27 protein-coding genes are annotated in these 24,057 nt (G+C 66.5%); 15 read left to right on the top strand and 12 right to left on the bottom strand.

The features are described from left to right. Nucleotides 1-5: 5 nt before the first annotated feature. The gene (locus NZK81_RS17530) at nucleotides 6-614 is read right to left on the bottom strand and encodes an HNH endonuclease (RefSeq protein WP_260047371.1); all 609 of its coding nucleotides are present in this window, start codon (nucleotides 612-614) and stop codon (nucleotides 6-8) included. A 227-nt stretch (nucleotides 615-841) separates the two neighbouring features. Between NZK81_RS17530 and gluQRS the strand changes: the two genes are divergently transcribed. The 5 genes from gluQRS (at nucleotide 842) to NZK81_RS17505 (ending at nucleotide 4,056) form a co-directional block, all read left to right on the top strand. Continuing rightward, nucleotides 842-1,681: a tRNA glutamyl-Q(34) synthetase GluQRS gene (gene gluQRS, locus NZK81_RS17525; RefSeq protein ID WP_260047370.1), complete on the top strand. Its 840-nt coding sequence runs from the start codon at nucleotides 842-844 to the stop codon at nucleotides 1,679-1,681. Between the two features lie 17 nt (nucleotides 1,682-1,698). Continuing rightward, nucleotides 1,699-1,932 carry an HIG1 domain-containing protein gene (locus NZK81_RS17520; RefSeq protein ID WP_260047369.1) on the top strand — a complete coding sequence of 78 codons (234 nt, stop codon included), beginning with the start codon at nucleotides 1,699-1,701 and terminating at the stop codon, nucleotides 1,930-1,932. A gap of 68 nt (nucleotides 1,933-2,000) precedes the next feature. Then, complete coding sequence (locus tag NZK81_RS17515; RefSeq protein ID WP_260047368.1) at nucleotides 2,001-2,570, top strand: cob(I)yrinic acid a,c-diamide adenosyltransferase; 570 nt, start codon at nucleotides 2,001-2,003, stop codon at nucleotides 2,568-2,570. 47 nt (nucleotides 2,571-2,617) lie between these two features. Beyond that, the gene (locus NZK81_RS17510) at nucleotides 2,618-3,505 is read left to right on the top strand and encodes a 3-hydroxyacyl-CoA dehydrogenase family protein (protein ID WP_419181711.1); all 888 of its coding nucleotides are present in this window, start codon (nucleotides 2,618-2,620) and stop codon (nucleotides 3,503-3,505) included. A 233-nt stretch (nucleotides 3,506-3,738) separates the two neighbouring features. After that, nucleotides 3,739-4,056: a hypothetical protein gene (locus NZK81_RS17505; protein WP_260047366.1), complete on the top strand. Its 318-nt coding sequence runs from the start codon at nucleotides 3,739-3,741 to the stop codon at nucleotides 4,054-4,056. A 6-nt stretch (nucleotides 4,057-4,062) separates the two neighbouring features. Here NZK81_RS17505 and NZK81_RS17500 read toward each other — a convergent pair whose 3' ends face one another. Together NZK81_RS17500 and mutS are read right to left on the bottom strand one after the other, a co-directional pair. Beyond that, nucleotides 4,063-4,257, bottom strand: coding sequence for a hypothetical protein (locus NZK81_RS17500; RefSeq protein ID WP_260047365.1), 195 nt, complete (start codon nucleotides 4,255-4,257; stop codon nucleotides 4,063-4,065). A 23-nt stretch (nucleotides 4,258-4,280) separates the two neighbouring features. Beyond that, complete coding sequence (gene mutS, locus NZK81_RS17495) at nucleotides 4,281-6,899, bottom strand: DNA mismatch repair protein MutS (protein WP_260047364.1); 2,619 nt, start codon at nucleotides 6,897-6,899, stop codon at nucleotides 4,281-4,283. A 116-nt stretch (nucleotides 6,900-7,015) separates the two neighbouring features. Here mutS and NZK81_RS17490 point away from each other — a divergent pair, with 116 nt between their 5' ends. From NZK81_RS17490 to NZK81_RS17470, 5 genes are all read left to right on the top strand, one after another. Continuing rightward, a complete protein-coding gene (locus NZK81_RS17490; RefSeq protein ID WP_260047363.1) occupies nucleotides 7,016-9,277 on the top strand; it encodes an NADP-dependent malic enzyme in 2,262 nt (753 codons plus the stop codon). A 119-nt stretch (nucleotides 9,278-9,396) separates the two neighbouring features. Further along, the gene (gene nadC, locus NZK81_RS17485) at nucleotides 9,397-10,257 is read left to right on the top strand and encodes a carboxylating nicotinate-nucleotide diphosphorylase (protein ID WP_260047362.1); all 861 of its coding nucleotides are present in this window, start codon (nucleotides 9,397-9,399) and stop codon (nucleotides 10,255-10,257) included. After that, nucleotides 10,254-10,691: a hypothetical protein gene (locus NZK81_RS17480; protein WP_260047361.1), complete on the top strand. Its 438-nt coding sequence runs from the start codon at nucleotides 10,254-10,256 to the stop codon at nucleotides 10,689-10,691. Before nadC ends, NZK81_RS17480 begins: the two co-directional genes overlap by 4 nt. Before the next feature lies 1 nt (nucleotide 10,692). Then, the gene (locus NZK81_RS17475; RefSeq protein ID WP_260047360.1) at nucleotides 10,693-11,394 is read left to right on the top strand and encodes a ribonuclease T2 family protein; all 702 of its coding nucleotides are present in this window, start codon (nucleotides 10,693-10,695) and stop codon (nucleotides 11,392-11,394) included. Between the two features lie 264 nt (nucleotides 11,395-11,658). Beyond that, a complete protein-coding gene (locus NZK81_RS17470) occupies nucleotides 11,659-11,829 on the top strand; it encodes a hypothetical protein (RefSeq protein ID WP_260047359.1) in 171 nt (56 codons plus the stop codon). A gap of 126 nt (nucleotides 11,830-11,955) precedes the next feature. On the opposite strand, the gene NZK81_RS17465 is transcribed toward NZK81_RS17470, so the two are convergent. Continuing rightward, nucleotides 11,956-12,411 carry a nucleoside deaminase gene (locus tag NZK81_RS17465; RefSeq protein ID WP_260047358.1) on the bottom strand — a complete coding sequence of 152 codons (456 nt, stop codon included), beginning with the start codon at nucleotides 12,409-12,411 and terminating at the stop codon, nucleotides 11,956-11,958. Nucleotides 12,412-12,525: 114 nt separating this feature from the next. On the opposite strand from NZK81_RS17465, the gene rpmB reads away from it, so the two are divergent. Continuing rightward, nucleotides 12,526-12,807, top strand: coding sequence for a 50S ribosomal protein L28 (gene rpmB / locus NZK81_RS17460; protein ID WP_260047357.1), 282 nt, complete (start codon nucleotides 12,526-12,528; stop codon nucleotides 12,805-12,807). A gap of 104 nt (nucleotides 12,808-12,911) precedes the next feature. Here rpmB and NZK81_RS17455 read toward each other — a convergent pair whose 3' ends face one another. Genes NZK81_RS17455 through xseA form a run of 4 tightly spaced genes read right to left on the bottom strand, consistent with a single transcriptional unit; the run spans nucleotide 12,912 to nucleotide 16,563 of the window. Beyond that, nucleotides 12,912-13,898 (bottom strand): esterase-like activity of phytase family protein, encoded by a 987-nt coding sequence (locus tag NZK81_RS17455; RefSeq protein WP_260047356.1) that lies wholly within the window; start codon nucleotides 13,896-13,898, stop codon nucleotides 12,912-12,914. Between the two features lie 48 nt (nucleotides 13,899-13,946). Continuing rightward, nucleotides 13,947-14,840: a M23 family metallopeptidase gene (locus tag NZK81_RS17450; RefSeq protein ID WP_419181709.1), complete on the bottom strand. Its 894-nt coding sequence runs from the start codon at nucleotides 14,838-14,840 to the stop codon at nucleotides 13,947-13,949. After that, nucleotides 14,837-15,040 carry a DUF2093 domain-containing protein gene (locus NZK81_RS17445; RefSeq protein ID WP_260047355.1) on the bottom strand — a complete coding sequence of 68 codons (204 nt, stop codon included), beginning with the start codon at nucleotides 15,038-15,040 and terminating at the stop codon, nucleotides 14,837-14,839. Before NZK81_RS17445 ends, NZK81_RS17450 begins: the two co-directional genes overlap by 4 nt. A gap of 26 nt (nucleotides 15,041-15,066) precedes the next feature. Next, a complete protein-coding gene (gene xseA / locus NZK81_RS17440; protein ID WP_260047354.1) occupies nucleotides 15,067-16,563 on the bottom strand; it encodes an exodeoxyribonuclease VII large subunit in 1,497 nt (498 codons plus the stop codon). Between the two features lie 5 nt (nucleotides 16,564-16,568). Here xseA and purD point away from each other — a divergent pair, with 5 nt between their 5' ends. Further along, a complete protein-coding gene (gene purD / locus NZK81_RS17435) occupies nucleotides 16,569-17,852 on the top strand; it encodes a phosphoribosylamine--glycine ligase (RefSeq protein ID WP_260047353.1) in 1,284 nt (427 codons plus the stop codon). After that, nucleotides 17,845-18,348: a hypothetical protein gene (locus tag NZK81_RS17430; RefSeq protein WP_260047352.1), complete on the top strand. Its 504-nt coding sequence runs from the start codon at nucleotides 17,845-17,847 to the stop codon at nucleotides 18,346-18,348. Before purD ends, NZK81_RS17430 begins: the two co-directional genes overlap by 8 nt. Nucleotides 18,349-18,378: 30 nt before the next feature. Here NZK81_RS17430 and NZK81_RS17425 read toward each other — a convergent pair whose 3' ends face one another. Next, complete coding sequence (locus tag NZK81_RS17425) at nucleotides 18,379-18,810, bottom strand: hypothetical protein (protein ID WP_260047351.1); 432 nt, start codon at nucleotides 18,808-18,810, stop codon at nucleotides 18,379-18,381. Nucleotides 18,811-18,930: 120 nt separating this feature from the next. Further along, nucleotides 18,931-19,926 (bottom strand): adenosine kinase, encoded by a 996-nt coding sequence (locus NZK81_RS17420; RefSeq protein ID WP_260047350.1) that lies wholly within the window; start codon nucleotides 19,924-19,926, stop codon nucleotides 18,931-18,933. A gap of 133 nt (nucleotides 19,927-20,059) precedes the next feature. On the opposite strand from NZK81_RS17420, the gene NZK81_RS17415 reads away from it, so the two are divergent. Next, the gene (locus NZK81_RS17415) at nucleotides 20,060-20,500 is read left to right on the top strand and encodes a hypothetical protein (protein ID WP_260047349.1); all 441 of its coding nucleotides are present in this window, start codon (nucleotides 20,060-20,062) and stop codon (nucleotides 20,498-20,500) included. Between the two features lie 75 nt (nucleotides 20,501-20,575). Next, nucleotides 20,576-21,520: a hypothetical protein gene (locus tag NZK81_RS17410; protein WP_260047348.1), complete on the top strand. Its 945-nt coding sequence runs from the start codon at nucleotides 20,576-20,578 to the stop codon at nucleotides 21,518-21,520. 26 nt (nucleotides 21,521-21,546) lie between these two features. Here NZK81_RS17410 and NZK81_RS17405 read toward each other — a convergent pair whose 3' ends face one another. Together NZK81_RS17405 and NZK81_RS17400 are read right to left on the bottom strand one after the other, a co-directional pair. Then, the gene (locus tag NZK81_RS17405) at nucleotides 21,547-23,232 is read right to left on the bottom strand and encodes an AMP-binding protein (RefSeq protein WP_260047347.1); all 1,686 of its coding nucleotides are present in this window, start codon (nucleotides 23,230-23,232) and stop codon (nucleotides 21,547-21,549) included. Nucleotides 23,233-23,337: 105 nt separating this feature from the next. Continuing rightward, a complete protein-coding gene (locus NZK81_RS17400) occupies nucleotides 23,338-24,045 on the bottom strand; it encodes a DUF1013 domain-containing protein (protein ID WP_260047346.1) in 708 nt (235 codons plus the stop codon). Nucleotides 24,046-24,057 lie beyond the last annotated feature (12 nt).

Below are 24,057 nucleotides of genomic sequence, written 5' to 3'. Positions count from 1 at the left end.
CAGCGCTATTCCTCCAGCTCGATGTCCCAGTAGAGCCAGTCGCGCCAGGTTTCGTGGAGATAGTTGGGCGGAAAGCCCTTCCCGCGTTCCTGCAAGTGCCAGCTCGTCGGCCGGATCGGCTGGACCAGCGGAGGCATGTTCGCCTGCTTGGGCGTGCGACCGCCTTTCCTGAGGTTGCACGGCGCGCAGGCGGTGAGGATATTTTCCCAGCTCGTCTTACCGCCCAGACGGCGCGGGATCACGTGGTCGAAGGTGAGGTTGTGCGGGCTGCCGCAGTACTGGCACGAAAACCGGTCGCGCAGGAACACGTTGAAGCGGGTGAAGGCCGGAAACTCGTTGGGCTTCACGTACTGGCGCAGCGCGATCACCGAGGGGATCTGCATCGTCCAGCTGGGGCTGTGCACGGCCCGGCCATACGTGGAAACGATGTCCACCCGTTCGAGCACGACCGCCTTGATCGCGGTCTGCCAGGGCCACAGGCTCAGCGGATAGTAGGAAAGCGGCGTGTAGTCCGCATTCAGCACCAGGGCAGGACAGTCGGAAAGACTTCGGGAGGGGTCCCCCTCCGCGCTGCGGAACCGGGCCGCGCGCTCTATCAGCTCCGACTTGAGCATGGCCTCCTGTCGCAGGCCGCCATTGCGGTTTGATGGCAGTACATGTGTTCATATGCAGCATTTGCGCGACTCGTCGTCAAGCCGCCTTTGTTGCGGTCCCCTGACAATCCACAGTCCTTGAGGCGGCCACAGTCCTTGAGGCGGCCACAGTCCTTGAGGCGGCCACAGTCCCAGCGGCGGCCACAATCCTTGCAGCGACGGCGGCGGGCGGTAAGGCTCGCCATATCATGATCGTGACGCGCTTCGCCCCAAGCCCCAACGGCCCGCTGCACCTCGGCCATGCCTTTGCCGCGCTGGTCGCCCACGACCTGGCGCGCGAACGCGGCGGGCAATTCCACCTGCGGATCGAAGACATCGACGGCGAGCGCAGCCGCGCCGAATTCGTTGAGGAATTTCTCCTCGACCTGCGCTGGCTCGGCCTCGAATGGGACGGCGCGGTCGCATTCCAGTCCGCACGCCTTGCCCGCTACACGGAGGCGGGCGAGCGTCTCAAAGCCATGGGCCTGCTCTATCCCTGCCGCTGCACCCGCGCCGAAATCACCGCAGCCGCGACCGAGGCGGGCCCGGACGGGCCGATCTATCCCGGCACCTGCCGACATCATGACGTCAACCCCGAAGGCGCCGCCTGGCGGCTTGACGTCACCCGCGCCATGGACCTTGCCGGTCCGCTCGAATGGGTCGACGAAATCGCCGGGCCGCAAGTGGCGACACCGCAGATTTTCGGGGATGTCGTCCTGCTGAGAAAGGACCTGCCGGCGAGTTATCACCTTGCCGCCACCCTCGACGACGCGGCGGACGGGATCACGCTTGTCACGCGGGGCATGGACCTGTTTCCCGCCAGCCACGTGCACCGGCTGCTGCAGGCGCTGCTGGGTCTGCCGGTGCCGGCCTGGCACCACCACGGCCTGCTGATAGAGCCCGACGGGCGAAAGCTCGCCAAGCGGCGCGGTTCGCCATCGCTGGGCGACCGGCGGCGCGCGGGCGAGGATGGGTGGGCTCTGGCGGAAGCCTTGCGCGCCCACCGTTTCCCCGGGGACATTTCGCTGTCTGGCAATTGGACGCCTTAGAGCCTAAATAGGAATCCATGAGCTATATTCTGATCCCCGTCATCATTGGCTTGATGATCATGGTCGTCATCAGTCTGGTGCGCGGCATTGCCGCGTTCCTCAACAGCACCAAGGAAGACCTTCACCGCGATCCCGACGCGGTAGGGCCCTCGCCCAACCAGGTGCTGCAGAACAAGATGATGTTCAACCGCATCAAGTATCAGGCGGCCGCCGTACTGGTATGCGCGCTGCTTCTCGCGATGACGCGTTGATTTTCCGGAGCGACCGTGGAGCGGTGCCGCGAAATGCGCCTGCAACGCATTCTTGAGCGAGTGACGCCTTGGTCCGACTGAACAAGATCTACACACGCACCGGCGACGACGGCACCACCGGCCTCGTCGACGGATCGCGCCTGCCCAAGCACGCCGCGCGCATGGACGCGATCGGCGCGGTAGATGAAGCCAACAGCGCGATCGGCCTTGCCGTGTGCGCGATGGAAGGCTCGCCGCACGCGGCCACGCTCACGCGTATCCAGAACGACCTGTTCGATCTCGGCGCCGACCTTGCGACTCCGGGCGAGGATTTCACACCCGGCGAGATGACGCTGCGTGTCGTGAACGCGCAGGTCGCGTGGCTCGAAACGGCAATCGACGCGGTCAACGCGCACCTCCAGCCGCTCAGGAGCTTCATCCTGCCCGGCGGCAGCGAGGCAGCCGCGCGCGTCCATGTCGCCCGCGCATCGGCCCGCGCCGCCGAACGCCGCGCCACCGCGCTTGCGGCAACCGAGCCGGTCAACCCGGCCGCGCTCGCCTACATCAACCGGCTCAGCGACTATCTCTTCGTCCTCGCCCGCGCACTGAATGATGACGGTGCAGACGATGTGCTTTGGGTGCCAGGCCAAAATCGCTAGGTTCCCTCGGCAAGCGCGAAGCGCTAGGCAGCGCGCGAATTCGTTTCATCGAGAGGGAGTGTAGCGTGCAGACAGTCGGTATCATCGGTGCGGGCATCATGGGTTCGGGCATTGCCCAGACCGTAGCCAGCAAGGGCATGGACGTGATCCTCACGGACATCAGCCTCGAAAACGCCGAGAAGGGCAAGGCCGGCATCGCCAAGGGCCTGTCCAGGCTCGTCGCCAAGGAAAAGATGACCCAGGCCGACGCGGACGCACTGCTGGCGCGCATCACGCCGGCCGGCGACTATTCGGCACTGTCCGGCTGCGATCTCGTCATCGAGGCCGCGACCGAGCGCGAGGACATCAAGGCCAAGATCTTCGAGGCCGCCGGCAAGGTGCTCAAGGACGGCGCGATCATGGTGTCCAACACCAGCTCGATCCCGATCACCCGCATGGCCGCCCAGTCGCCCGATCCGACGCGCTTCTGCGGCATGCACTTCTTCAACCCGGTGCCGGTGATGGGCCTCGTCGAAGTGATCCCCGGCCTTGCCACCTCGCCGGACACGACCAGCCGCGTGAAGGCCTTCGGTGAAAAGCTGGGCAAGACCGTCGTCCTCGCCGGCGACGCGCCGGGCTTCGTCGTCAACCGCATCCTGTGCCCTCTGCTGAACGAGGCGATCTTCGTGCTGGGCGAAGGCCTGGCCTCGGTCGAGGACATCGACGCGGGCATGCGCCTGGGCGCCAATCACCCGATGGGCCCGCTGACGCTGGCCGACTTCGTGGGCCTCGATACGCTCTACGAGATCATGAAGGTGTTCCAGGCGACCACCGGCGATCCCAAGTACCGCCCCGCCCCGCTGCTGCAGAAGTACGTCGAGGCCGGCTGGTACGGCCGCAAGACCGGCAAGGGCTTCTACGACTACTCGGGCGAGAAGCCGGTCCCGAGCCAGTAAAACGCGATCACCTCAGAAAGTACCTTCGTCATTGCGAGGCCCGCAGGGTCGCGGCAATCCAGAGCCGTGTGGAGCCGCCCTGGATTGCTTCGCTTCACTCGCAATGACGATAATAGGTAAGGCTACGAAGCGCCCTCGTCCTTTTCAGGCCGGGGGCGTTTTTTGCTGGAACGGCTCGTCTTGATGGAACGCAGGGCCGCGCCGGATAGTTATCCGGCCGAAGGAGACCCGCGATGACGCAGCGCAAGGACGACCTCGCCCCCGAAACCACCAATGCCGAACAGCAGGATTCCGAAACGCAGGCCCAGTCGGTGGCCGAGGAAGCCCTGTCCAGATCGACCTCCGTGCTCAGCCTTGAGGAAAGCGAGAAACTCTCCAACAGCCTGAATCCGGCAGACACGCAGGATCTGGTCGATCATTTCAACCAGATGGACACCAGCGGCACCATCGACATGTCCGCCTATCGCGGCGAGGAGACGATGGACGATCTGGAAAACAAGTACGGCCGCGCCGGCGTTGCCGATCCCGATTTCAAGGACGACGACAGCTAGGCCCGCCTAGTTCGCGTTCGTATCCTTGGCCCAGGGATTCTTGTGCTCGCCATGGGCGGCGGCAACCTTGGCCGCCTGCTGCTGCGCGGTCTGGTCCGGCGACGGTACCGAGCAGTAGGCCGTGAGCAGCACCCCGCCCGCCCAGAACAGCGCGTTCCAGCGACTCTTGAAGACAGTGGTGATCTTCGGCCCGAACATCATGACGCCCTTCTAGCGCGCCAGGGTTAAGGTTCGGTACCCGCCTCGCGCTTGAGGTCATAGAGCACTTCGAGGGCATCGCGCGGGGTGAGGGCATCGACGTCCATCTCGCGCAGCTTGTCGCGCAAGGTATCGCACTGTTCCTCGCGGGCGTCCTGTGCGGCGGCGAAGAGCGGCAGGTCGCCCAGCCCGGCCGCCAGTCCGCCGGTTTCGGCCCGGCCCTTTTCCAGCTTTTCGAGCACCGACTTGGCCCGGCTGATGACCTTGGGTGGCACGCCAGCAAGGCGGGCGACGGCAAGGCCATAGCTGCGGTCCGCGGGCCCTTCGGCCAGTTCGTGCAAGAGGACGAGATCACCCTTCCATTCACGCGCGCGAACATGGTGGAGCGACAGCGCCTCGCAAGTCTCCGCCAGCCGCGCCAGCTCGTGGTAGTGCGTGGCGAACAGGCAGCGGCAGCGGTTGGTCTCGTGGACCGCCTCAGCCACCGCCCAGGCCAGCGCGAGGCCATCGTAGGTCGAGGTGCCGCGCCCGACTTCATCAAGGATGACAAAGCTCTGCTCGCTCGCCTGCGCGAGAATTGCGGCGGTCTCGACCATCTCGACCATGAATGTCGAGCGTCCGCGCGCAAGGTTGTCCGACGCGCCGACGCGGCTGAACAGGCGATCCACCATGCCGATCCGCGCCGCCTTCGCTGGAACGAAACCGCCTGCCTGTGCCAGCAGCACGATCAGCGCGTTCTGCCGCAGGAAGGTCGATTTACCGCCCATGTTGGGGCCGCCGATCAGCCAGAGCCGGTCGTGCGTGCCCAGCCGGCAATCGTTGGCGACGAAACGCTCGCCCTGCGCCATGAGCGCGGCTTCGACCACCGGGTGGCGACCGCCCTCGATGTCGAGCGAAAGCCCCTCTACCACGTGCGGCATCGTCCAGCCCCCCTCCGCCGCACGCTCCGCCTGCCCCGCGGCGACGTCGATGCGAGCAAGCGCGGCGGCGGTACGGGCGATCTCGCGGCGTGCGGCCACGGCTTCGGCCACCAGCCCCTCGAAATGGGCTTCCTCGGCCGCGAGCGCATGGGCGCCCGCCTCGGTGATGCGGCTGGCTTCCTCGTGCAGCGCCAGCGCGTTGAAGCGCATGGCCCCGGCCATGGTCTGGCGATGCGAAAACCCGCTGTCCGCTTCCATCAGCTTGTCGGCATGGCGCGAGGGCACTTCGATGAAATAGCCCAGCACATTGTTGTGCTTGATCTTGAGCGCGGCGACGCCTGTTTCCTCGCGGTATTTCGCCTCCAGCGCGGCAATGGCGCGGCGGGCATTGCCCGAAATCCGGCGCAGCTCGTCCAGCGCGGCGTCATGGCCCTCGGCGATGTAGCCGCCCTGCCCGCGCTCGGTCGGCGGAGCCGGCACCAGCGCACGCTCGAAATGATCGACCAGCGCGCCGTGGCCGCCGAGATCGGGCAGCAGCGTTTCGAACAGCACCGGCAGATCGTCGCGCCGCGCCAGCCTGTCCGCCACCACGCGCGCGCCGGAAAGGCCGTCGCGCAGCTGGCCGAGATCGCGCGGACTGCCCCGACCCGCGACCACGCGACCCAGCGCCCGGCCGACGTCGGGCAGCGAACGCAGCGCGGCGCGCAGGTCCTCGCGCAGCAGGGCGTCGTCATGGAGCCATTCGACGAGTTCCAGCCGCTCGGCAATCGCACTGCGGTCGGTCAGCGGCGCGGACAGGTCCTCGGCAAGCTGGCGCGCGCCCGCGCCGGTCACGCAGCGGTCGATCGCGTCGATCAGGCTGCCCCTGCGCCCGCCCTGCGCGGATTCGAGGATTTCGAGGCTGGCGCGGGTGGCCTCGTCCATGGCCAGCGTCGCCTCGCCCCGGCGCGCCTCGGGCGGAAGCAGCAGCGGCAGGGCGCCGCGCCCGACATGGTCGAGATAAGCGATAAGCCCGCCCGCCGCCGCCAGCATCGGCCGCGTGAACGTGCCGAAACCATCGAGCGTGGCGACGCCGTGGATCACCTTCAGCCGCTCCTCCCCGCCTTCGGAGGAGAATTCGTGTCCGGATCGGGCAATCGAACCGTCGGGCGCCAGTTCCCAGCCATCGGGCACGACCAGTTCGCTCGCGCCCAGCCGGGCCAGCGCCGCGCCCAGTCGGTCCGGCGCGCATTCTTCCAGCTCCATGCGCCCGGTCGAAATGTCGCAGGCGGCCAGGCCTACCAGTCCGCGCACCGCGCAGGCCGCTGCCAGCACGTTGGCACGGCGCGGCTCCAGCAGCGCTTCCTCGGTCAGCGTGCCGGCGGTGACGAAGCGCACGATGTCGCGCGCCACCAGCGCCTTCGAGGCCCTTCCTTCCTTTCTGGCGCGCTCCTTGGCTTCGGCGGGCGTTTCGGTCTGCTCGGCAATGGCGACGCGGCAGCCGCCCTTGATCAGCCGCGCCAGATAGCTCTCGGCCGAATGCACCGGCACGCCGCACATCGGAATTGGCGCACCGTTGTGCTCACCGCGCGTCGTGAGGGCGATATCGAGAATCGCGGCGGCCTTCTTCGCATCGTCGAAGAACAGTTCGAAGAAGTCGCCCATGCGGTAGAACAGCAGGCAATCGCCTGCTTCCTCACGCAGGGCGAGATACTGGGCCATCATCGGGGTTGCGCCGGAACTCATGCGCGCCAGCGTTAGCGTCCCCTTTCCGCCTTTGTGAAGCGCCCCCGTAACGCCTTTCCCCTATCGCGTCGCACGAACATCCGTTAGTGGCGCAATTGCATCCGGGGAGATATCGCTTGTCCGAAAAAAGCAAGGTCCAATTCACCGAGCGCGAAGCGCTGTTTTACCACGAGACGATCCGGCCGGGTAAGATCGAGATCATCGCCAGCAAGCCGATGGCGACGCAGCGCGATCTGTCCCTCGCCTACTCGCCGGGCGTCGCAGTGCCGGTGCAGGCGATCGCCGACGATCCCTCCAAGGCCTACGACTATACCGCCAAGGGCAACCTCGTCGCGGTGATCTCGAACGGCACCGCGATCCTGGGCATGGGCAATCTCGGCGCGCTGGCCTCCAAGCCGGTGATGGAAGGCAAGTCCGTCCTGTTCAAGCGCTTCGCCGACGTCGATTCGATCGATATCGAGATGGCCAGCGAGGACAGCGAGGCGCTGATCGAGGCGATCGCGCTGATGGAACCCAGCTTCGGCGGCATCAACCTCGAAGACATCAAGGCACCCGAGTGCTTCATCATCGAGCAGACCCTGCGCGAGCGGATGAACATCCCGGTGATGCACGACGACCAGCACGGCACCGCGATCATCGCCGCCGCCGGACTGATCAATGCCTGCCACCTGACCGGTCGCGATCTCGACAAGCTGAAGGTCGTGGTGAACGGCGCCGGCGCCTCGGCGCTGGCCTGTACGGCGCTGATCAAATCGCTGGGCGTGCACAACGACAACGTCATCGTCTGCGATTCCAAGGGCGTGATCTACCGGGGCCGCGAAAACGTCGACCAGTTCAAGTCGGCCCATGCCGTCACCACCGACAAGCGCACGCTGAAGGAAGCCCTGCAGGGCGCCGACATGTTCCTCGGCCTCTCGGTCGCAGGCGCGGTGACGCAGGACATGGTCAAGGACATGGCCGATGAGCCGATCATCTTCGCCATGGCCAACCCCGACCCCGAGATCACCCCGCCCGACGTGAAGGCGGTACGCCCCGACGCCATCGTCGCCACGGGCCGCTCGGACTATCCGAACCAGGTCAACAACGTGCTCGGCTTCCCCTTCATCTTCCGCGGCGCGCTCGACGTGCGCGCGACGGCGATCAACGAGGAAATGAAGATCGCCGCGGCCCATGCCATTGCCGAACTCGCCCGCCAGCAGGTGCCCGAGGAAGTCGCCGCAGCCTACGGCGAAACGCAGCAGTTCGGCCGCGACTACATCATCCCGGCGCCGTTCGACCCGCGCCTGATGGAAGTCGTGCCCTCCGCCGTCGCCAGGGCGGCGATGGAATCGGGCGTGGCGCAGAAGCCGATCGAGGACTTCGACGCCTATCGCCACCAACTCAAGGGCCGTCTCAACCCGACCACTTCGGTGCTGAGCAATGTCTACGCGCAGGTCAAGGCGAACCCCAAGCGCGTGATCTTCGCCGAGGCCGACCACGAAGTCGTCCTGCGCGCCGCGATCCAGTTCCGCGATTTCGGCTACGGCGAACCGATCCTGGTCGGCCGCACGCAGGCCGTTCTCGAAAAGATGGCCGAACTCGGCGTGGCCGATCCGGAAAGCTACCACATCGAGAACGCGGCGGTTTCCGAACACATGGCGCCGATGGTCGCGATGCTCTACGAGCGCCTCAAGCGCCGCGGCTTCCTGGAGCGCGACGTGCAGCGCATGTGCAATACCGACCGCAACGTCTTCGCGTCGGGCCTCCTCAAGCTGGGCGTGGGCGATGCCATGATCACCGGCATGACCCGCCCCTTCGCGCAGTCGATGAAGGAAGTGCGCCGCGTGCTCGACCCCGCCGAAGACAAGCTGCCTTTCGGCATCCACATGCTGGTGGGCAAGACGCACACGGTGTTCCTCGCCGACACCACCATCAACGAGCGCCCCAATGCCGAGGAACTCGCGGTGATCGCGACCGAGACCGCCGCCGTCGCCCGCAAGCTGGGCCACGAACCGCGCGTCGCGTTCCTGAGCTACTCGACCTTCGGCAACCCTCCGGGCCGGTGGCTCGAGACCATCCGCGGCGCCGTCCACATCCTCGACGAGCAGAACCCGAACTTCGAATACGACGGCGACATGGCGCCCGATGCCGCGCTCAACCCCAAGGTCATGGCGCTCTATCCGTTCTGCCGCCTCTCGGCTCCGGCGAACGTCCTGATCATGCCGGGCCTGCAGTCGGCCAACATCTCGGCCAAGCTGCTGCGCGAAATCGGCGGCGCCACCAACATCGGTCCGATGCTGCTGGGCATGGAAAAGCCCGTCCAGATCGTGCCGATGACCGCGATTGCCCCCGACGTGCTGACCAGCGCCGTTCTGGCAGCGGCCGGGATCGCGGGCTGAACGCAGGAACAAGACGAACAAGGGAAGGGGTCCGGCAGCACCGCTGCGGGGCCCCTTTTTTCTTTCGCGACAATCTCCCGAACTCGACATTCGCGCCCGAACGCGCAAGAGACGCAGCCATGAGCGACTTTTCCATTCCGGGCTTCGACCTCGCCGCTTTCGTGGATGCCACCCTGGCCGAAGACCTCGGCGTCGGACTGCCGGGCGGCGGTCATGACGTCACGTCCGAAAGCGTGATCGATGCCGATGCGAAGTTTTCCGGCGTGATGGATTCGCGCGATGCGATCACCGTTGCCGGCCTGCCGATCGCCGCGGCCTTCTTCCGCAAGCTCGATCCGGCCATGGAAATCGAGATCCTCATCGAGGAAGGCGCGCAGGTTCAGTCCGGCACGGATCTCATGCGGCTGAGCGGCAATGCCCGCGCGATGCTGACGGCGGAGCGCAGCGCGCTCAACACCGTGCAGCACCTCTCGGGCATCGCCACGATGACGCGCCAATACGTCGATGCCATGAAGGGCCATGGAACGCTGCTCGATACGCGCAAGACCATTCCGGGCCTGCGCCACCTCGAGAAGTACGGCACCCGCATGGGCGGCGCGCAGAACCACCGCATGGGCCTGTGGGACGCGGCGATGATCAAGGACAACCACGTCCTCGTGGCGGGCGGCGTCGGTCCGGCCGTCGCGCGGGCAAAGGCTGCCGGCGTCGCGCAGATCATCTGCGAGGTCGACCGCCTCGACCAGATCGAACCCGCCATCGCGGCGGGCGCGCATCACCTGCTGCTCGACAACATGGGGCCCGACATGCTGCGCGAGGCCGTCGCCCTCGTCGCCGGCCGCGTGCCCACGGAAGCCTCGGGCGGCGTCAATCTCGAAACGATCGGGGCCATCGCCGCGACCGGCGTCACTTACGTTTCCGTGGGCCGCCTGACCCAGAGTGCCCCCGCTGCCGACATCGGTCTGGACTTCACGCCGCTGTGAAACGGCAAAGGCCGCCCTCGATCCGGATGTTCGGGTACCTGATCTTCGGTGCGACCGTCATATCCGTGGGGCTGCTGCTGATCTACTACGGCGAATTGCGGGCCGATGCCCTGAGCCAGGGCCGGTCCGCCGCCAGCCCGCTTCTCGCCGTCATGTGGGTGATCGGGTACAACCTGTGTTTCTGGGTCGCGATCGCGCGCAGGGCCAGCAACATCGCCCGCTGGCTGCTACTCGGCCTGACCGCGCTCGGCCTGCTGAACCAGTTTCTCGAATACGACAGCTACCTGCGGCTCGGCTCCTTCTATCTGGCTACGACCGTTGTCGCATCGCTTGTGCAGATCGCCGCCGTTGCGATCCTGTTCCGGCGCGACGCTGCCCACTGGCTGTGCAATCGCGGCACGATGGAGCCCGACGAAGCCGAGATCTTCCGCTGAGATGCGCCGCAATGTCCTCATAGCGCTTGCCGCAACGCTGGCCCCTGTCCCCGCTTTGGCGCAGGCCTACCAGTGTACCCTGCCGCACACCGTCGCACCGATCCGCCCCGTCGCGCCCGACGGACCGGTTCGCAAGCTTCCGGTCGCCGGCTACACGCTCGCGGCAAGCTGGTCGCCCGACTACTGCAAGATGAGCGGTGACACCACCTCGATGCAGTGTTCGCGGCGCAATGGGCGCTTCGGCTTCATTCTCCACGGCCTCTGGCCCGAAGCCGCGCGCGGCCCCGCCCCGCAATGGTGCGCAACACGACCGCTACCCACGCCAGAAGTTGTGCGGCGCAACTTGTGCATGACACCATCGCCCGGCCTTCTGGCGCACGAATGGGCCAAGCACGGCAGTTGCATGACGAAGCGGCCCGCGACCTACTTCAAGGTCAGCGCCATCCTCTGGCGCTCGATTCGCTGGCCCGATGCCGACCGCCTCTCGCGCCACAAGGACCTGACGGCAGGCGATTTGCGCAAGGCGTTCGTGGCGCGCAATCCGGACTGGAAGCGCGAATATGTCGGCCTCGATGTGAGCCGCGCCGGCTGGCTACGCGAAATACGGCTCTGCTACGGCAAGGACTTCATGCCGAAGGCCTGCAGCAAGTGGCAGTTCGGACCGGCCGATTCGGCACCGCTGAAAATCTGGCGCGGGCTGTAGTGCGTGGACGAATTCAAGCTGAATGGCAGTCCGCTTTTGTCACGCCAGAGGGGCAGTCTGCATGGCCGAAAGGTCGGGGAAAGCTGACAGTTCTTGAGTATCGGAGGGACGAACGGCATATCGGTCCCTATGGTATGGGACCTTGGCAAGGCAATGCGAAAGAAGGAGGAGTTCGAGTCAGCTCGGCTCATGGACTTCGAGTTTCGGCAACGCGCCCGAGCCACCAGACTTCTGGCGCGATTCTATAGGCTCGACGAGAAAGTTGTGACCCGCAAGATCGCAGAATTGTCAGAAAATGCCATTCTCGATCTGGTTGCTGCAAGTACCGGCAGGGCCAGAGAGGAAGTTTCGACAGAGTATAGCCTCTGCCTTTCGGAAGCCCGCAAACAGCTCATTGCCGAGCGGGGAGACCCAACCCCTTATCGGCTTGGATAAGTACCCCTATCGAAATTCAAGCCTGGCATTGCAACGAACGTCCGCAATGTCGGCGGCTCTTGCCGGAGAAACGCGGATCACTGCCAGGGCAACCTGCATCTGAACTTGTCCACGCAAGGCCCCGAATCAGCGCCTGTCCTGAAAGAACCGGCGCAGCATCTCAGCCGATTCGGCCTCTCCGATGCCCGAATAGACTTCCGGCCGGTGCAGGCACTGGTCATGTTCGAACACCCGCGCGCCGTGCTCGACAGCGCCGCCCTTGGGATCGGACGCGCCGTAATAGAGCCGGGCGATTCGCGCATGGACGATCGCACCGGCACACATCGCGCAGGGTTCCAGCGTCACCCAGAGTTCGCAGCCTTCCAGCCGTTCGTTGCCCAGCGCCCGCGCTGCGGCGCGAATCGCCTCGATCTCGGCGTGGCTGGTGGGATCGTGATGCGCCCGGGGGCCATTGCGGCCGGTGCCGATCACCGCGCCGTCCTTTACCACCACGGCGCCGATCGGCACTTCGCCCGAATCGGCGGCCTCGCGTGCTTGCGCGAGCGCCATCTGCATGTATTCGGGAAGCGGCCAGCGAGTCATGGAACCGCGCTAGCGCGCTGAATTCCGCCATGCAACTTGACCTTGCCCGGGTGAATCGGTAAGGGCGCGCCTTCCCGTCTTTACGGCCACAGATTTTTTCTAGCGAGAGTAGACATGTCCCGCATCTGCGAACTGACCGGCAAGGGTCGCCAGGTCGGCTGCAACGTCAGCCACGCCAACAACAAGACCAAGCGCGTCTTCCTTCCCAACCTCCAGAACGTCACGCTGATGTCGGAGAAGCTGGACCGCAGCTTCAAGTTCCGCGTCTCGACCCAGGGCCTGCGCTCGGTCGAGCACAACGGCGGCCTCGACAACTGGCTGCTCAAGACCTCGGACACGAAGCTTTCGCCGCGCGCCCTCAAGGTGAAGCGCGAGCTCAAGAAGCAGGCCGCCTGATTTTCCGGCTCTCCGCAGGGAGAGCCTGACAGGCCAGCCCGGATAAGGCGTGCGGGAAAAGACTCGCGCGCCTTTTCGCGTGTCCGGGTGATTTCCGCGCCGCTTCAGGGAAGCTGGCGCGGATCGACCGAAAGCTTCCAGAGAATCGTGCGCTGCAGCCGCGCGAAATTGTCGTCGGAGATGATCCAGACGGTCAGGCGGTTCTCGCCGGCCGGCACGACGGCGAGGCCCTCGAAGTTGTCGACCGGCAGGCTCGAAGCGATTCGCGCCACTTCGCGCACTTTCCATGCCTTGCCGGGCCGGATGTCCGCCGGGTCGCCGATGGCGATGCGGCCGGCAAAGCGCTGCGGCATGGGCCAGATCAGCCGCCGCATGAGGATCAGCAGGCGCCCGTCGGGCAATTGCGCCATGTCGGTCGGGCTGAAGCCGGCGGGCCCATCGAAGACGAAATGCCAGGACCTGGGGCCGGTCGTGGGATCACCTTCGAAAACGACGGCATCGTGACGCCGCCGCTCGAACCAGCCCGCAAACGCCTCGCGCAGGAGCACGAAGCGGCCATCGGAAAGCCGGGTCATCGCCTCGGGTCCCGTATTGCTCCCCCAACCGGAAATCGTGTTGGGGCGAACCTGGCGGATCAGGTCCAGATCCGGCTTAAGGTGAATGACCGAGTTGGACCCTTCCAGCCCCAGCCAGATCTCCCCGGTGCGCGGATCACGCGTTGCCGATTCGACATCGCGCCCGGCCTTGCTCCACGAGCGATCCTTCAGGAGGTTGCCGGCCTCGAACTGCCGGGCGGCCGCGTCCGGCGGCATGAAGCGCAGGTACGTACCGCTGTCGCTGAGGGCCAGCAGGCTGCGGTCGGGCATGGGAAGAAGCGCGGAATAGCTTCCGAATATCCGGGAGGGGCTGGCCATCTGCCAGACCCCGTCCAGCTTGAAGGCTCCCAGATGATGGGCCGGGTCCGCGCCCTTTGCGACCGCCAGCGGCACATACTGCACCGCAAGCTGGGGTTCACGCGGGATTTTCGCCGAACGCACCCATGTCAGGCCGAGCAGCAGGAACAGCAGAACAAGAGCTATGTTGCGGCGCACAATGCGTGATTAGACCGTTTCTTCGCCGCCGCAAGGGCTTGCGGCATGTCAGTCCATCGGCCCGGTGAACAGCAACGGATCGAGCCGGGCATTTTCCCACTTGATCGACCAGTGCAGATGCGGCCCCGTAGCGCGGCCGCTCATGCCGATCTTTCCGATCACCTGGCCCTGCTTCACATGTTCGCCCTCTTTCACGAGGATCTGCGAACAATGCAGGAAAGCGCTGTTGAGCCCCATGCCGTGGTCGATCATCAGCAGGTTGCCCTCCAGCGTGAACGGCTTGCCGGCCACCAGCGTGACAACCCCGTCGGCAGGCGCGACGAAGGGCGTGCCGCTCTGGCCCGTCGTGATGTCGATCCCCGAGTGATAGCTGCCCGGCTCTCCGCGATACACGCGCTGCGAGCCGAAACGCCCCGAGATACGTCCCTTGACCGGCCAGATGAAGTGCTCGCGCCAGCCCTGCGCATCGGTTTGCCTGGCACGCGCGGCCTGGATCTGCGCCAGTTCGGGGCGACGCAATTTCATGAAGGCTTCGGTCGGGCCACCCGTGCGGCGCGCGATGTTGACGTGCTCGATCTTCCACGCGCGCGGCGTCACGCTGATCTGCGCCTGCGCCACGGAGCCGTCCGCCGCGGTGATCGCAAGCATGGCCCTGGTGCCGGCATCACGGTCGAAGGCGGCGAACCAGGACCCGTCTGCGGCAACCGGCACCGGCTGTCCATCGAGCGAAAGCGCCCTGGTGCCGGCGGGAACCGTGCCACGAACCCAGCCGCCCTGCGTCAGTTCGCCGGAAAACGCCACACGCGCCGCTGCCGGGCCGGGCGTCGCCGCATCGGCCGAACTGCCGGGCATGAAGGACCCACCGGCTGCGACAAGGACCGCGCAGATCGCCGCGATCCCGCCTGCCGCCAGTGATAAGGTCGAAAGTCCGCGCCGACTCATGCCTGCTCGAGCAGGCGCCGGGTCGCGATCTCGGCGGAAGCATAGGCTTCCTGCCTCTCGGCACTCCAGTAGCGCAGTTCCTCCAGCGGAATCTTCTCCCCGGTCACGGCGCACGCGACGTACTGGCCGGGCGTGAGCACCCGGAAACCGTTGGGGCCATAGCTGAGAGTGGCGGGGCGATCGGCGGAGGACATGAGCATGGACATTTCCTAGCAAAGCCTGGCGGTCAGAACAAATCGCCCTGTCGCGGCTCGTCGGCTTGCGGCCGTGTCGGCCGGCGCGGACGGGGCGATGGGGCGGGAGCCGCTTCAACAGACACCGATTCGCCTGAACCAACCGTGACCGGCAGCTTCCCATCGCGAAATTCCAGAACCAGCGCGGATTCCCGCGCGGCACGATCCCGGCTCGTCAGGGCCTGTCCCGTGGCGTCGGTGACAAGCGCATAGCCGCGCTGGAGTGGCAGGCGCGGATCGAGCTGCGGCAGAACGCGGGCGACCGGCGCAAGGCCGTCGCGGGCCAGCGTCATACGACGGCTCAGCAGAACCGGCGCAAGCCCGGCATGCCGCAGCCGCTCCTGGCTGGACTGCACACGGTGGCGAAGCAGCGGCAACGAGAGCTTGGCCGCCGTGCTGCCGAGCCGCTCGCGCTTGCCGCGCTCCTGATCCTGCAGGCCGCGCCGCAGCCTTTCGGACAGTTCGTCGAGCTTCTGCACCCTGGCGGCCAGAATCGCATCGGGCCTGGGCAGGCGCTGGACCCGCGCTTCCAGCCGCTCGCGCCCCAGCGCGACCGGCCGCAGCGCGCAGCGGCGCTTGCGCAGCGCCAGTTCGTCGAGCTGTGCCATGAGCTCGGCGCGCACCGGCACGGCGATCTCGGCCGCGGCAGTCGGCGTCGGCGCACGGCGGTCGGCCGCGTAATCGCACAGGGTCGTGTCGGTCTCATGTCCGACCGCCGAGATCACCGGGATCGTGGATTCCGCCACCGCGCGCACGACCGCTTCCTCGTTGAAACTCCACAAGTCCTCGATCGAACCGCCACCGCGGGCAACGATGACGAGATCGGGGCGCGGCACCGGACCGCCCGGCGCAATTCCCGAGAAGCCGCGCACGGCATCAGCCACCTGCTGCGCGGCCCCTTCGCCCTGAACCAGCACCGGCCAGACCAGCACATGGCTTGGGAAACGGTCGGCAAGGCGGTGGAGGATGTCGCGGATCACCGCGCCCGTGGGTGACGTCACGACGCCGATCACGCCCGGCAGGAACGGCAGGACACGCTTGCGTTCGGGAGCGAAGAGCCCTTCCTCCGCAAGGCGCGCGCGCAGCTTTTCGAGCAGCGCGAGCAAGGCGCCCTCGCCCGCGATCTCCATCGATTCGATAACGATCTGGTACTTGGAGCGGCCCGGATAGGTCGTCAGCTTGCCGCTGGCGATGACTTCGATGCCATCCTCGGGGCGGAACGCGAGGCGCTGGGCGCCGCCGCGCCACATCACGCCGTCGATCACCGCCTTGTCGTCCTTGAGCGCGCAATAGAGGTGGCCCGAGGCCGCGCGCTTCACGCCCGAAAGCTCCCCGCGCAGCCGCACGTAGCCGAAGCGGTCCTCCACCGTGCGCTTGAGCAGAGCGGAAATCTCGCTGATCGAGAGCGGGGCAGCGTTGTCCCCGGCGCCTTGCTTCGCTACCAGCCCCCCCGAACGACCATTATCGTATTCGTCATCGTGGAAAGGCACGGGCAATGAACATCCTTCTTCTGGGCTCGGGCGGCCGCGAACATGCGCTGGCCTGGAAGCTGGCGCAATCCCCGCTTTGCGACAAGCTCTGGGCCGCGCCCGGAAATCCGGGGATTGCAGAGCACGCCACGTGCATCGCCCTCGATGCCACGGATCACCCGGCCGTCATCGCCTTCTGCGAGCAGAACGTGATCGGCCTCATCGTCATCGGCCCCGAAGCGCCGCTGGTCGACGGCCTCGCCGATTCCCTGCGCGCCCAGGGCTTTGCCGTGTTCGGCCCGAACAAGGCGGCAGCGCAGCTCGAAGGCTCCAAGGGCTTCACCAAGGACCTGTGCGCCCGCGCCAACATCCCGACCGGCGGCTACCTGCGCGTATCCAGCGAGACCGAGGGCATGGCCGCGCTCGAGAAGTTCGGCGCGCCGGTGGTGATCAAGGCCGATGGCCTTGCCGCGGGCAAGGGCGTGACCGTCGCCATGACCATGGCCGAGGCGCAGGACGCGGTGCGCGAGATCTTCGCCGGTCGTTTCGGGGAAGCCGGCGCGGAAGCGGTGATCGAGGAGTTCCTCGAAGGCGAGGAAGCGAGCTTCTTCGCGCTGACCGACGGCTCCACCATCGTCCCCTTCGCCTCGGCGCAGGACCACAAGCGCGTGGGCGACGGCGATACCGGCCCCAATACCGGCGGCATGGGCGCCTACAGCCCGGCCCCGGTGCTGACCGCGGACCTCAAGGGCGAAGTGATGACGCGCATCATCGCGCCGACCGTCAAGACGCTCGCGGACGAAGGCATGCCCTATTCCGGCGTGCTGTTCCTCGGCCTGATGCTGACCCGCGAAGGGCCCAAGCTGATCGAATACAACTGCCGTTTCGGCGATCCCGAATGCCAGGTGATGCTGCTGCGGCTCGAATCGGATCTGGTCGAACTGCTCCACGCCTGCGCCGAAAACCGCCTCGGCGCGATCGAACCGCCGCACTTTTCGGACGATACCGCGCTGACCGTGGTCATGGCGGCGAAGGGCTATCCCGGCACGCCCGAGAAGGGCGGCGCCATCGCCGGACTCGAGGCCGCCGAAGCGACAGGTGCCAAGGTCTTCCATGCCGGCACCGCCGAAAAGGATGGTCGGATCGTCGCCAGTGGCGGGCGCGTGCTCAACGTGACGGCGCGCGGCACCTCGGTCACGCAGGCACAGGCGCGGGCCTATGCGGCCGTCGACGCCATCGACTTTCCCTCCGGCTTCTGCCGGCGCGACATCGGCTGGCGCGAGGTAGCGCGCGAAGCAGGCAATGCATAAGCACGCGAATGCGATCCTGAAGATCGCGCTGGCCCTTGCCGCGCTCGTGGCCGGGGGCGGTGTGGGCTTCTACTACGGCATCTTCCTGCCTGCCCAGGACATGCGCCGCCAGCGGATGGAACTGCTCGACAGGAAGGCCGCCGCCGAGGCCCAGAACCAGGCCATGGCGGAACAGGCCCGGCGCGTGCAGGAACAGGCCAAGCGGATAGAGGCCGCGCAGGCCGCCTACGATGAATGCGTCAACTTCGCCGAGGTTTCGTACAAGCAGCGCTGGTCGCAAAGCTGCCAGAGCCTGCACGATGCAGATCAGGCCGCATTCGAGGACTGTGCCGACGATCTGTTCAGCACCGAATCGGGCTGCCGCGCCAAGCACCCCATCCGTCCGGCAAGCGATTGCGCCCTGCCCGCCCGGATGGCGCGCGAACTGTCGGGCACACGCGACCAGCGCAAGGCGGAATGCATGGCCAAGCTGCAGGTCGTACAGGCGGGGCCATAGGCAGGCGCGGGCCGCCGCCCGTCCACAGCCCTAGGTACTCAGCCCCTGAGGCGGCTCGTCGAGCAGCAGCTTGACCACCAGCGCCAGCCGCTTGGCATCTTCGCGGGCGAGATGTTCCTTGGGCAGGCGCCGCTTGGCCTCGTCCAGCGCGGCAACCACCTGCGGACGGGTATAGCCGCGCTTCTTCATGAACTCGCCAAGGTACCGCACGTGGAACGGAAGGCCCCTGCCCGCAGCCTGGCACAGCACCTCCAGCCAGTATTCGTCGAGATCGGCATCGGCAAAGACGGAACAGTCGGCCGCGAAGTCCGCCATTTCCGAAATCACCTGCGCCAGCGGCAGGCCCTCGCGATCGAGCTGCTCGCGGCTGATGCCATGGAGCTTCTCGGCCTCTTCGGACCAGTCCCAGTAACGCCATGCCTCGGCGGGACGAATCAGCCAGGCCCGGTCCCGGCCATCCATACGGGCAATCGCGACTTCAATGGGATAGGACTGCCCGTATTCGGGCAGGCAGCTCGCTTCGAAGTCGATCAGTGCCGGACAGGTTACCTCTTGTCTCCCTCGCGTTCAGGCCACCCTGTTTCAAGCCATGCGTTCGGCCACGAATGCCTTGAGGTCCTGTTCCGCGCGGGCGCCGTAATGCGAGATGATCTCGCTGGCACAGATCGCGCCAAGCCGCAGGCAATCCGCCACCTTCATGCCACGAACGTGCCCGAAGAGGAAGCCGGCGGCAAACAGGTCGCCGGCACCGGTGGTATCGACGACCTTCTCGATCGGCTCGGCGGCAACCGCAACGCGCTCTCCATCGGCGATGGCGACCGCACCGTCCGCGCTGCGCGTGACGACCAGCACCGGAACCTTCGGCGCGAGCATGGCAAGCCCGTCCTCGAAATCCTCCTTGCCGGTCAGCGCGGCCATCTCGTGTTCGTTGCAGAACAGCACGTCGATCTGGCCGGTCTCGATCAGGTCGAGGAAATCGGCGCGGTGGCGGTCGATCACGAACGTCTCGGACGGCGTGAAGGCGATCTTGCGACCGGCCTTGCGCGCCGCCGCGATCGCCTTGCGCATGGCCGCGCGCGGCTCTTCCGGATCCCACAGGTAGCCTTCGAGATAGAGCACGGCGGCATCGGCGATCAGCGATTCGTCCAGGGCCTCGGCCGGCAGGTAGTGCGAGGCGCCGAGGAACGTGTTCATCGTGCGCTGGCCGTCGGGCGTGACGAAGATCAGGCAGCGCGCCGTCGGCGGGTTGCCGGGGCGGGCGGGAACCGAGAACTCGATGCCCGCCGCGCGAATGTCATGCGTGAAGACATCGCCGAGCTGGTCCTGCGCGACCTGCCCGATGAACCCGCACCTGGCCCCCAGCATCGCCAGTCCGGCCAGCGTATTGGCGGCCGATCCACCCGAAATCTCCCGCGCCGGGCCCATCGCATCGTAAAGCGTGCGCGCCTGATCGGCATCGATCAGCATCATGCCGCCGCGCGCGAGCCCCAGCTCCTCGATCCTGGCATCTTCACAATTGGCGATAACGTCGATGATGGCATTGCCGATGGCGATGACGTCCAGGCTCGGTTGCGTCATGAAGCGATGGTATCCTTGAAATGGCGGGAAAGTCGTTGAACCGCGCCTAGCGTGCAGCCTGCCGCTTCGCAAGCATTCGCCCGACATGCCCCCGTTGACAGGCGAGCAGCGGCGCGCAATGCGAGGGCCGACCATGAACGAGCCCGATCCCGGCAACATCCTGCACCGCATTCGCGCGCCCCTGGCCGCCTGTTCGCTGGCGCTGCTTCTCGCGGCCTGCGGCGCGGGCAGCGTGACCAGCACGCCCCGACCGGCAAGGGGCGTGCCCGAGGTACGCCAGCCGACGCGGAGCATAGCGCGCGATCCGCAGTTCCAGTCGATCCCCGGCGTGGAAGGCGTGATCGGGGCGACGCAGAAGCAGCTCGTCCGCCAGTTCGGCAACCCGCGGCTCGACGTCTGGGAAGGGGACGCCCGCAAGCTGCAGTTTACCGGCACCCCGTGCGTGCTCGACGTCTATCTCTACCCCACGTCGCGTTCGCACGAGCCGCTGGCGACATATGTCGACGCGCGCCGGGCCTCGGACGGACAGGACGTCGACCGCACCGCCTGCGTCCTGGCGCTGCGGCGGAAGTGAGCGCGCGTTTAACCCCGAATTAGACTTATTCTGCGATGCCGCTTTCCGAAGATCCTTTGGGGAAAGCGTGACACGATGACCATGCACTTCAGCAATATCGCCGAGCAGGCTCTCGCCGACGGCACGATCTGCGCGGACGACGTTCTCGCCCTACGCCGTGCCGGTTGGGCCAACGGGCAGATCGACCCGGATCAGGCGGAGATCATCTTCGCGATCAATCATAAGCTGGACCATCCGGGCACCGAGTGGGCGGACTTCTTCGTCGAGGCCATCGGCGAATACGTGGTCAACCAGCTCGAACCGCGCGGCTACATCACCGATGACAATGCCGAATGGCTGATCGCCCGTATCGAGCATGACGGCCGCCTCCACGCGATGACCGAACTCGAACTGCTCGTGCGCATCTTCGAAAAGGCGCTGAACGTGCCAGAAACGCTGCGGGCCTATGCCCTGCGTCAGGTCGAGGAGGCCATCGTCTCCGGCGTCGGGCCGACGCGTTGTGGCGGACAGCTCGAAAAGGGCAACGTCACCGAAGCCGAAGCGCGCATCATGCGCCGCATCCTCTTCGCATCGGGCAGCGAGCGGCCGGCGGGCGTGAGCCGGCGCGAGGCCGAACTACTGTTCCGCATCAAGGACGAGACCCTGGGCGGCGACAACGCGCCCGAATGGAAGCGCCTGTTCGTGCAGGGCGTGGGCAACTACCTGCAGGGCTTCACCGCCCACACGCCGCTGTCGCGTGATCGGGCCGCACAGCTCGAAAGCTTTATGAACGACCACACTTCGTCGGTCGGCGCCTTCATGACCAGGGTCGTGCGCAGCGTCGGCAGCCCGAACCGCGTGGGCGCGGTGTTCGGCCGCAAGCAGGTCGAGGTCCGTATCGAGACGCTGGTCGCATCCGCGCGCGAGGTTACCCGCGACGAGAAGACCTGGCTCGACGACAGGATCGAGGCCAACGGCATGGTCGACGAATATGACGAGGCCCTTCTCGCGTTCCTGGCCGAAGAGGGTTTCGCGGGCTGATCGCCCCGCCGCTCGCGACTGCCTTCCTAACCGCCGGACACTTCGGCCCGGAGCGCCTTGCGATCGGGCTTGCCCACCATCGTCCGGGGCAATGAAGTCCGCAGCACCACGCTGTCGACCCGCTCGTGCTTGCCGACGCGCATGTTGAGCCAGTAGGCGATCTGCTCGCCCTCCACGGGGCGAGCGGGGTCGACAACCACGAAGGCGCGCGGCATTTCACCATGGTAGGCGTCGGGCACGCCGATCACCACGGCCTCCTTCACCGCAGGATGGTCCAGCAGGCGTTCCTCGACCTGGCTGGGAAAGACCTTGAAGCCGCCGACCGCGATCATGTCCTTGCTGCGATCGACGATCCGGACATAGCCGTCCTCGTCGATCGTCGCGATGTCGCCGGTGCGCAGCCAGCGCCGGCCCTCGCGCTCGACGAAGATCCGCGCGCCCTCCTCCGGGCGGTTCCAGTAGCCCAGCATGACCTGTGGCCCCGAAACGGCCAGTTCCCCCGGCTCGTCCGGAGCGGCGTCGCGCGATGGATCGTCCTTGTCGAGCAGGCGCAGATCGGTCCCGGGCAGCGGATGGCCGATCGTTCCCGGCCTCTCCGGCCCGTCGAACGGATTGGTCGAGACGACACCGGCGGCTTCGGTCAGCCCGTATCCTTCCACCAGCTTGGCGCCGCTCGCCCGCTCGAACTGCATCTTTACCGGGGCTGGCAGAGGCGCGCCGCCCGAAATGCAGGTGAACAGGCTGGAAAAATCGGTCCGGTACATCTTCGGATCGCCAAGCAGGGCCCGGTACATCGTGGGCACGCCCGGCATCGCCGTCGCCCGGACGCGCTGGAGCGTCGCCAGGGTCTGGCCGGCGTGGAAGCGCGGCAGCATGGCTATCGTCCCGCCGTCGAGGACCGTCCGGTTGAGCACGCAGGCATTGGCGAAAACGTGAAAGAACGGCAGCACGCCCATGATCACGTCGCGCACGTGGGCATGCGGGTCGATCTCCTCGATCTGGCGCGCATTGGCGGTGAGATTCTGGTGGCTGAGCATCGCTCCCTTGGGGGTGCCGGTCGTGCCGCCGGTATATTGCAGCAAGGCCAGGTCGGTCAGCGGGTCGATCGCCACGGGCTCGGGATCGCGCTCCGGCAGCAGCTCCGACCATTCGAAGACGTTTGCCGCGTCCGGTATCGGGACGGTCCGGCTGCCTCCGAACAGGCGCAGGGCCCATCCCCGCCAGAACGGCAATTGCGGGGCGAGACGCGCGACCACCAGCCATTCGAGCGCCGATTCGTGCAAAACCCGTTCTGCGGTCGGCAACAATGACGGAACGTCGAGCGTGACCAGCAGCCTCGTGCCCGAATCGGCGACTTGCGCCTCCAGTTCGGCGGCCGTGTAGAGCGGCGAGAAATTGACCAGCGTCGCTCCGGCCATCAATGCGCCGAAATAGGCGGAAAGGTATGTCGGCACGTTGGGCAGGTAGAGCCCGATCCGGTCTCCCCTGGAAATCCCGAGCGACTGCAACCCGGCCGCAAAGCGCGACGCCTCGAAATAGAACTGGCGATACGTGAAGGTGCGGCCGAAAAAATCGACAAGCGCGCGGTCGCCATAGCGCGCAACGCTGGTGGCGAACATCCCGGTCATCGTCAGGGGCGGGAATTCCTGCTCCCATTCGCCCGGGTGGGCATAGCGCTCACGCCATGCCTCAAGGCCGATCCTCTCCTCCATGGGCAAAGTGTGCGCCCAAGTCCGGAGCCCGGCAAGAACATTGCATTCGACTGTCAGCCCAGCCGACAGCGCGGCCCCGGCCCGACGGCCGGGGCGGGAACGGGATTACTCGCCGTTGCCCTCCGCGGCCTCGGCAGCGCGCTTGGCTTCGAGCCAGGCTGCGGCTTCGGCTTCCTGCGCGGCTTCGCTCGCGGCCTTGGCGGCGGCCTCGCGCTCGGCGCGCAGTTCCTCGATCAGCGCCTGCTTGTCGTCGACCAGACGCTCGTCACCCTGAATCTCGTCCTCGATGCCTGCCTTCTTGGCGGCCTTGGCGACGATGGCATCCAGCTCGCGCTGCGAGCACAGGCCCAGCGTGACCGGGTCCTTCGGCGTGATGTTGGCGATGTTCCAGTGCGAACGGTCGCGGATCGCGGCGATGGTGTTGCGCGTGGTGCCGATCAGCTTGCCGATCTGCGCGTCCGAAACCTCGGGGTGGTTGCGCAGGATCCAGGCAATGCCGTCGGGCTTGTCCTGGCGCTTGGACACCGGGGTGTAGCGCGGACCCTTGGTGCGGCTGACGGTCACCGGCACCTTGTGCATCTTGAGCTTGTAGTCGGGGTTCTGCTGGCCCTTCTCGATCTCGTCCATGGTCAGCTCGCCGGCGCGAACGGGATCGCGGCCGGTGTACTTGCTGGACGCGAGATCGTCGGCCATGGCCTGAACCTCGAGCATGTGCAGGCCACAGAACTCGGCGATCTGCTCGAAGCTCAGGGCAGTGTTGTCGACCAGCCATGAAGCGGTCGCGTGCGGCATCAGCGGAGTGGGCTGGCTCATGTCTCTATCTCC

Source organism: Novosphingobium mangrovisedimenti (genome assembly GCF_025153475.1).
GTDB classification, from domain to species: domain Bacteria; phylum Pseudomonadota; class Alphaproteobacteria; order Sphingomonadales; family Sphingomonadaceae; genus Novosphingobium; species Novosphingobium mangrovi_A.
Note: the sequence above shows the minus strand (reverse complement) of the source record. Positions and strands in the feature narration are given on the sequence as shown.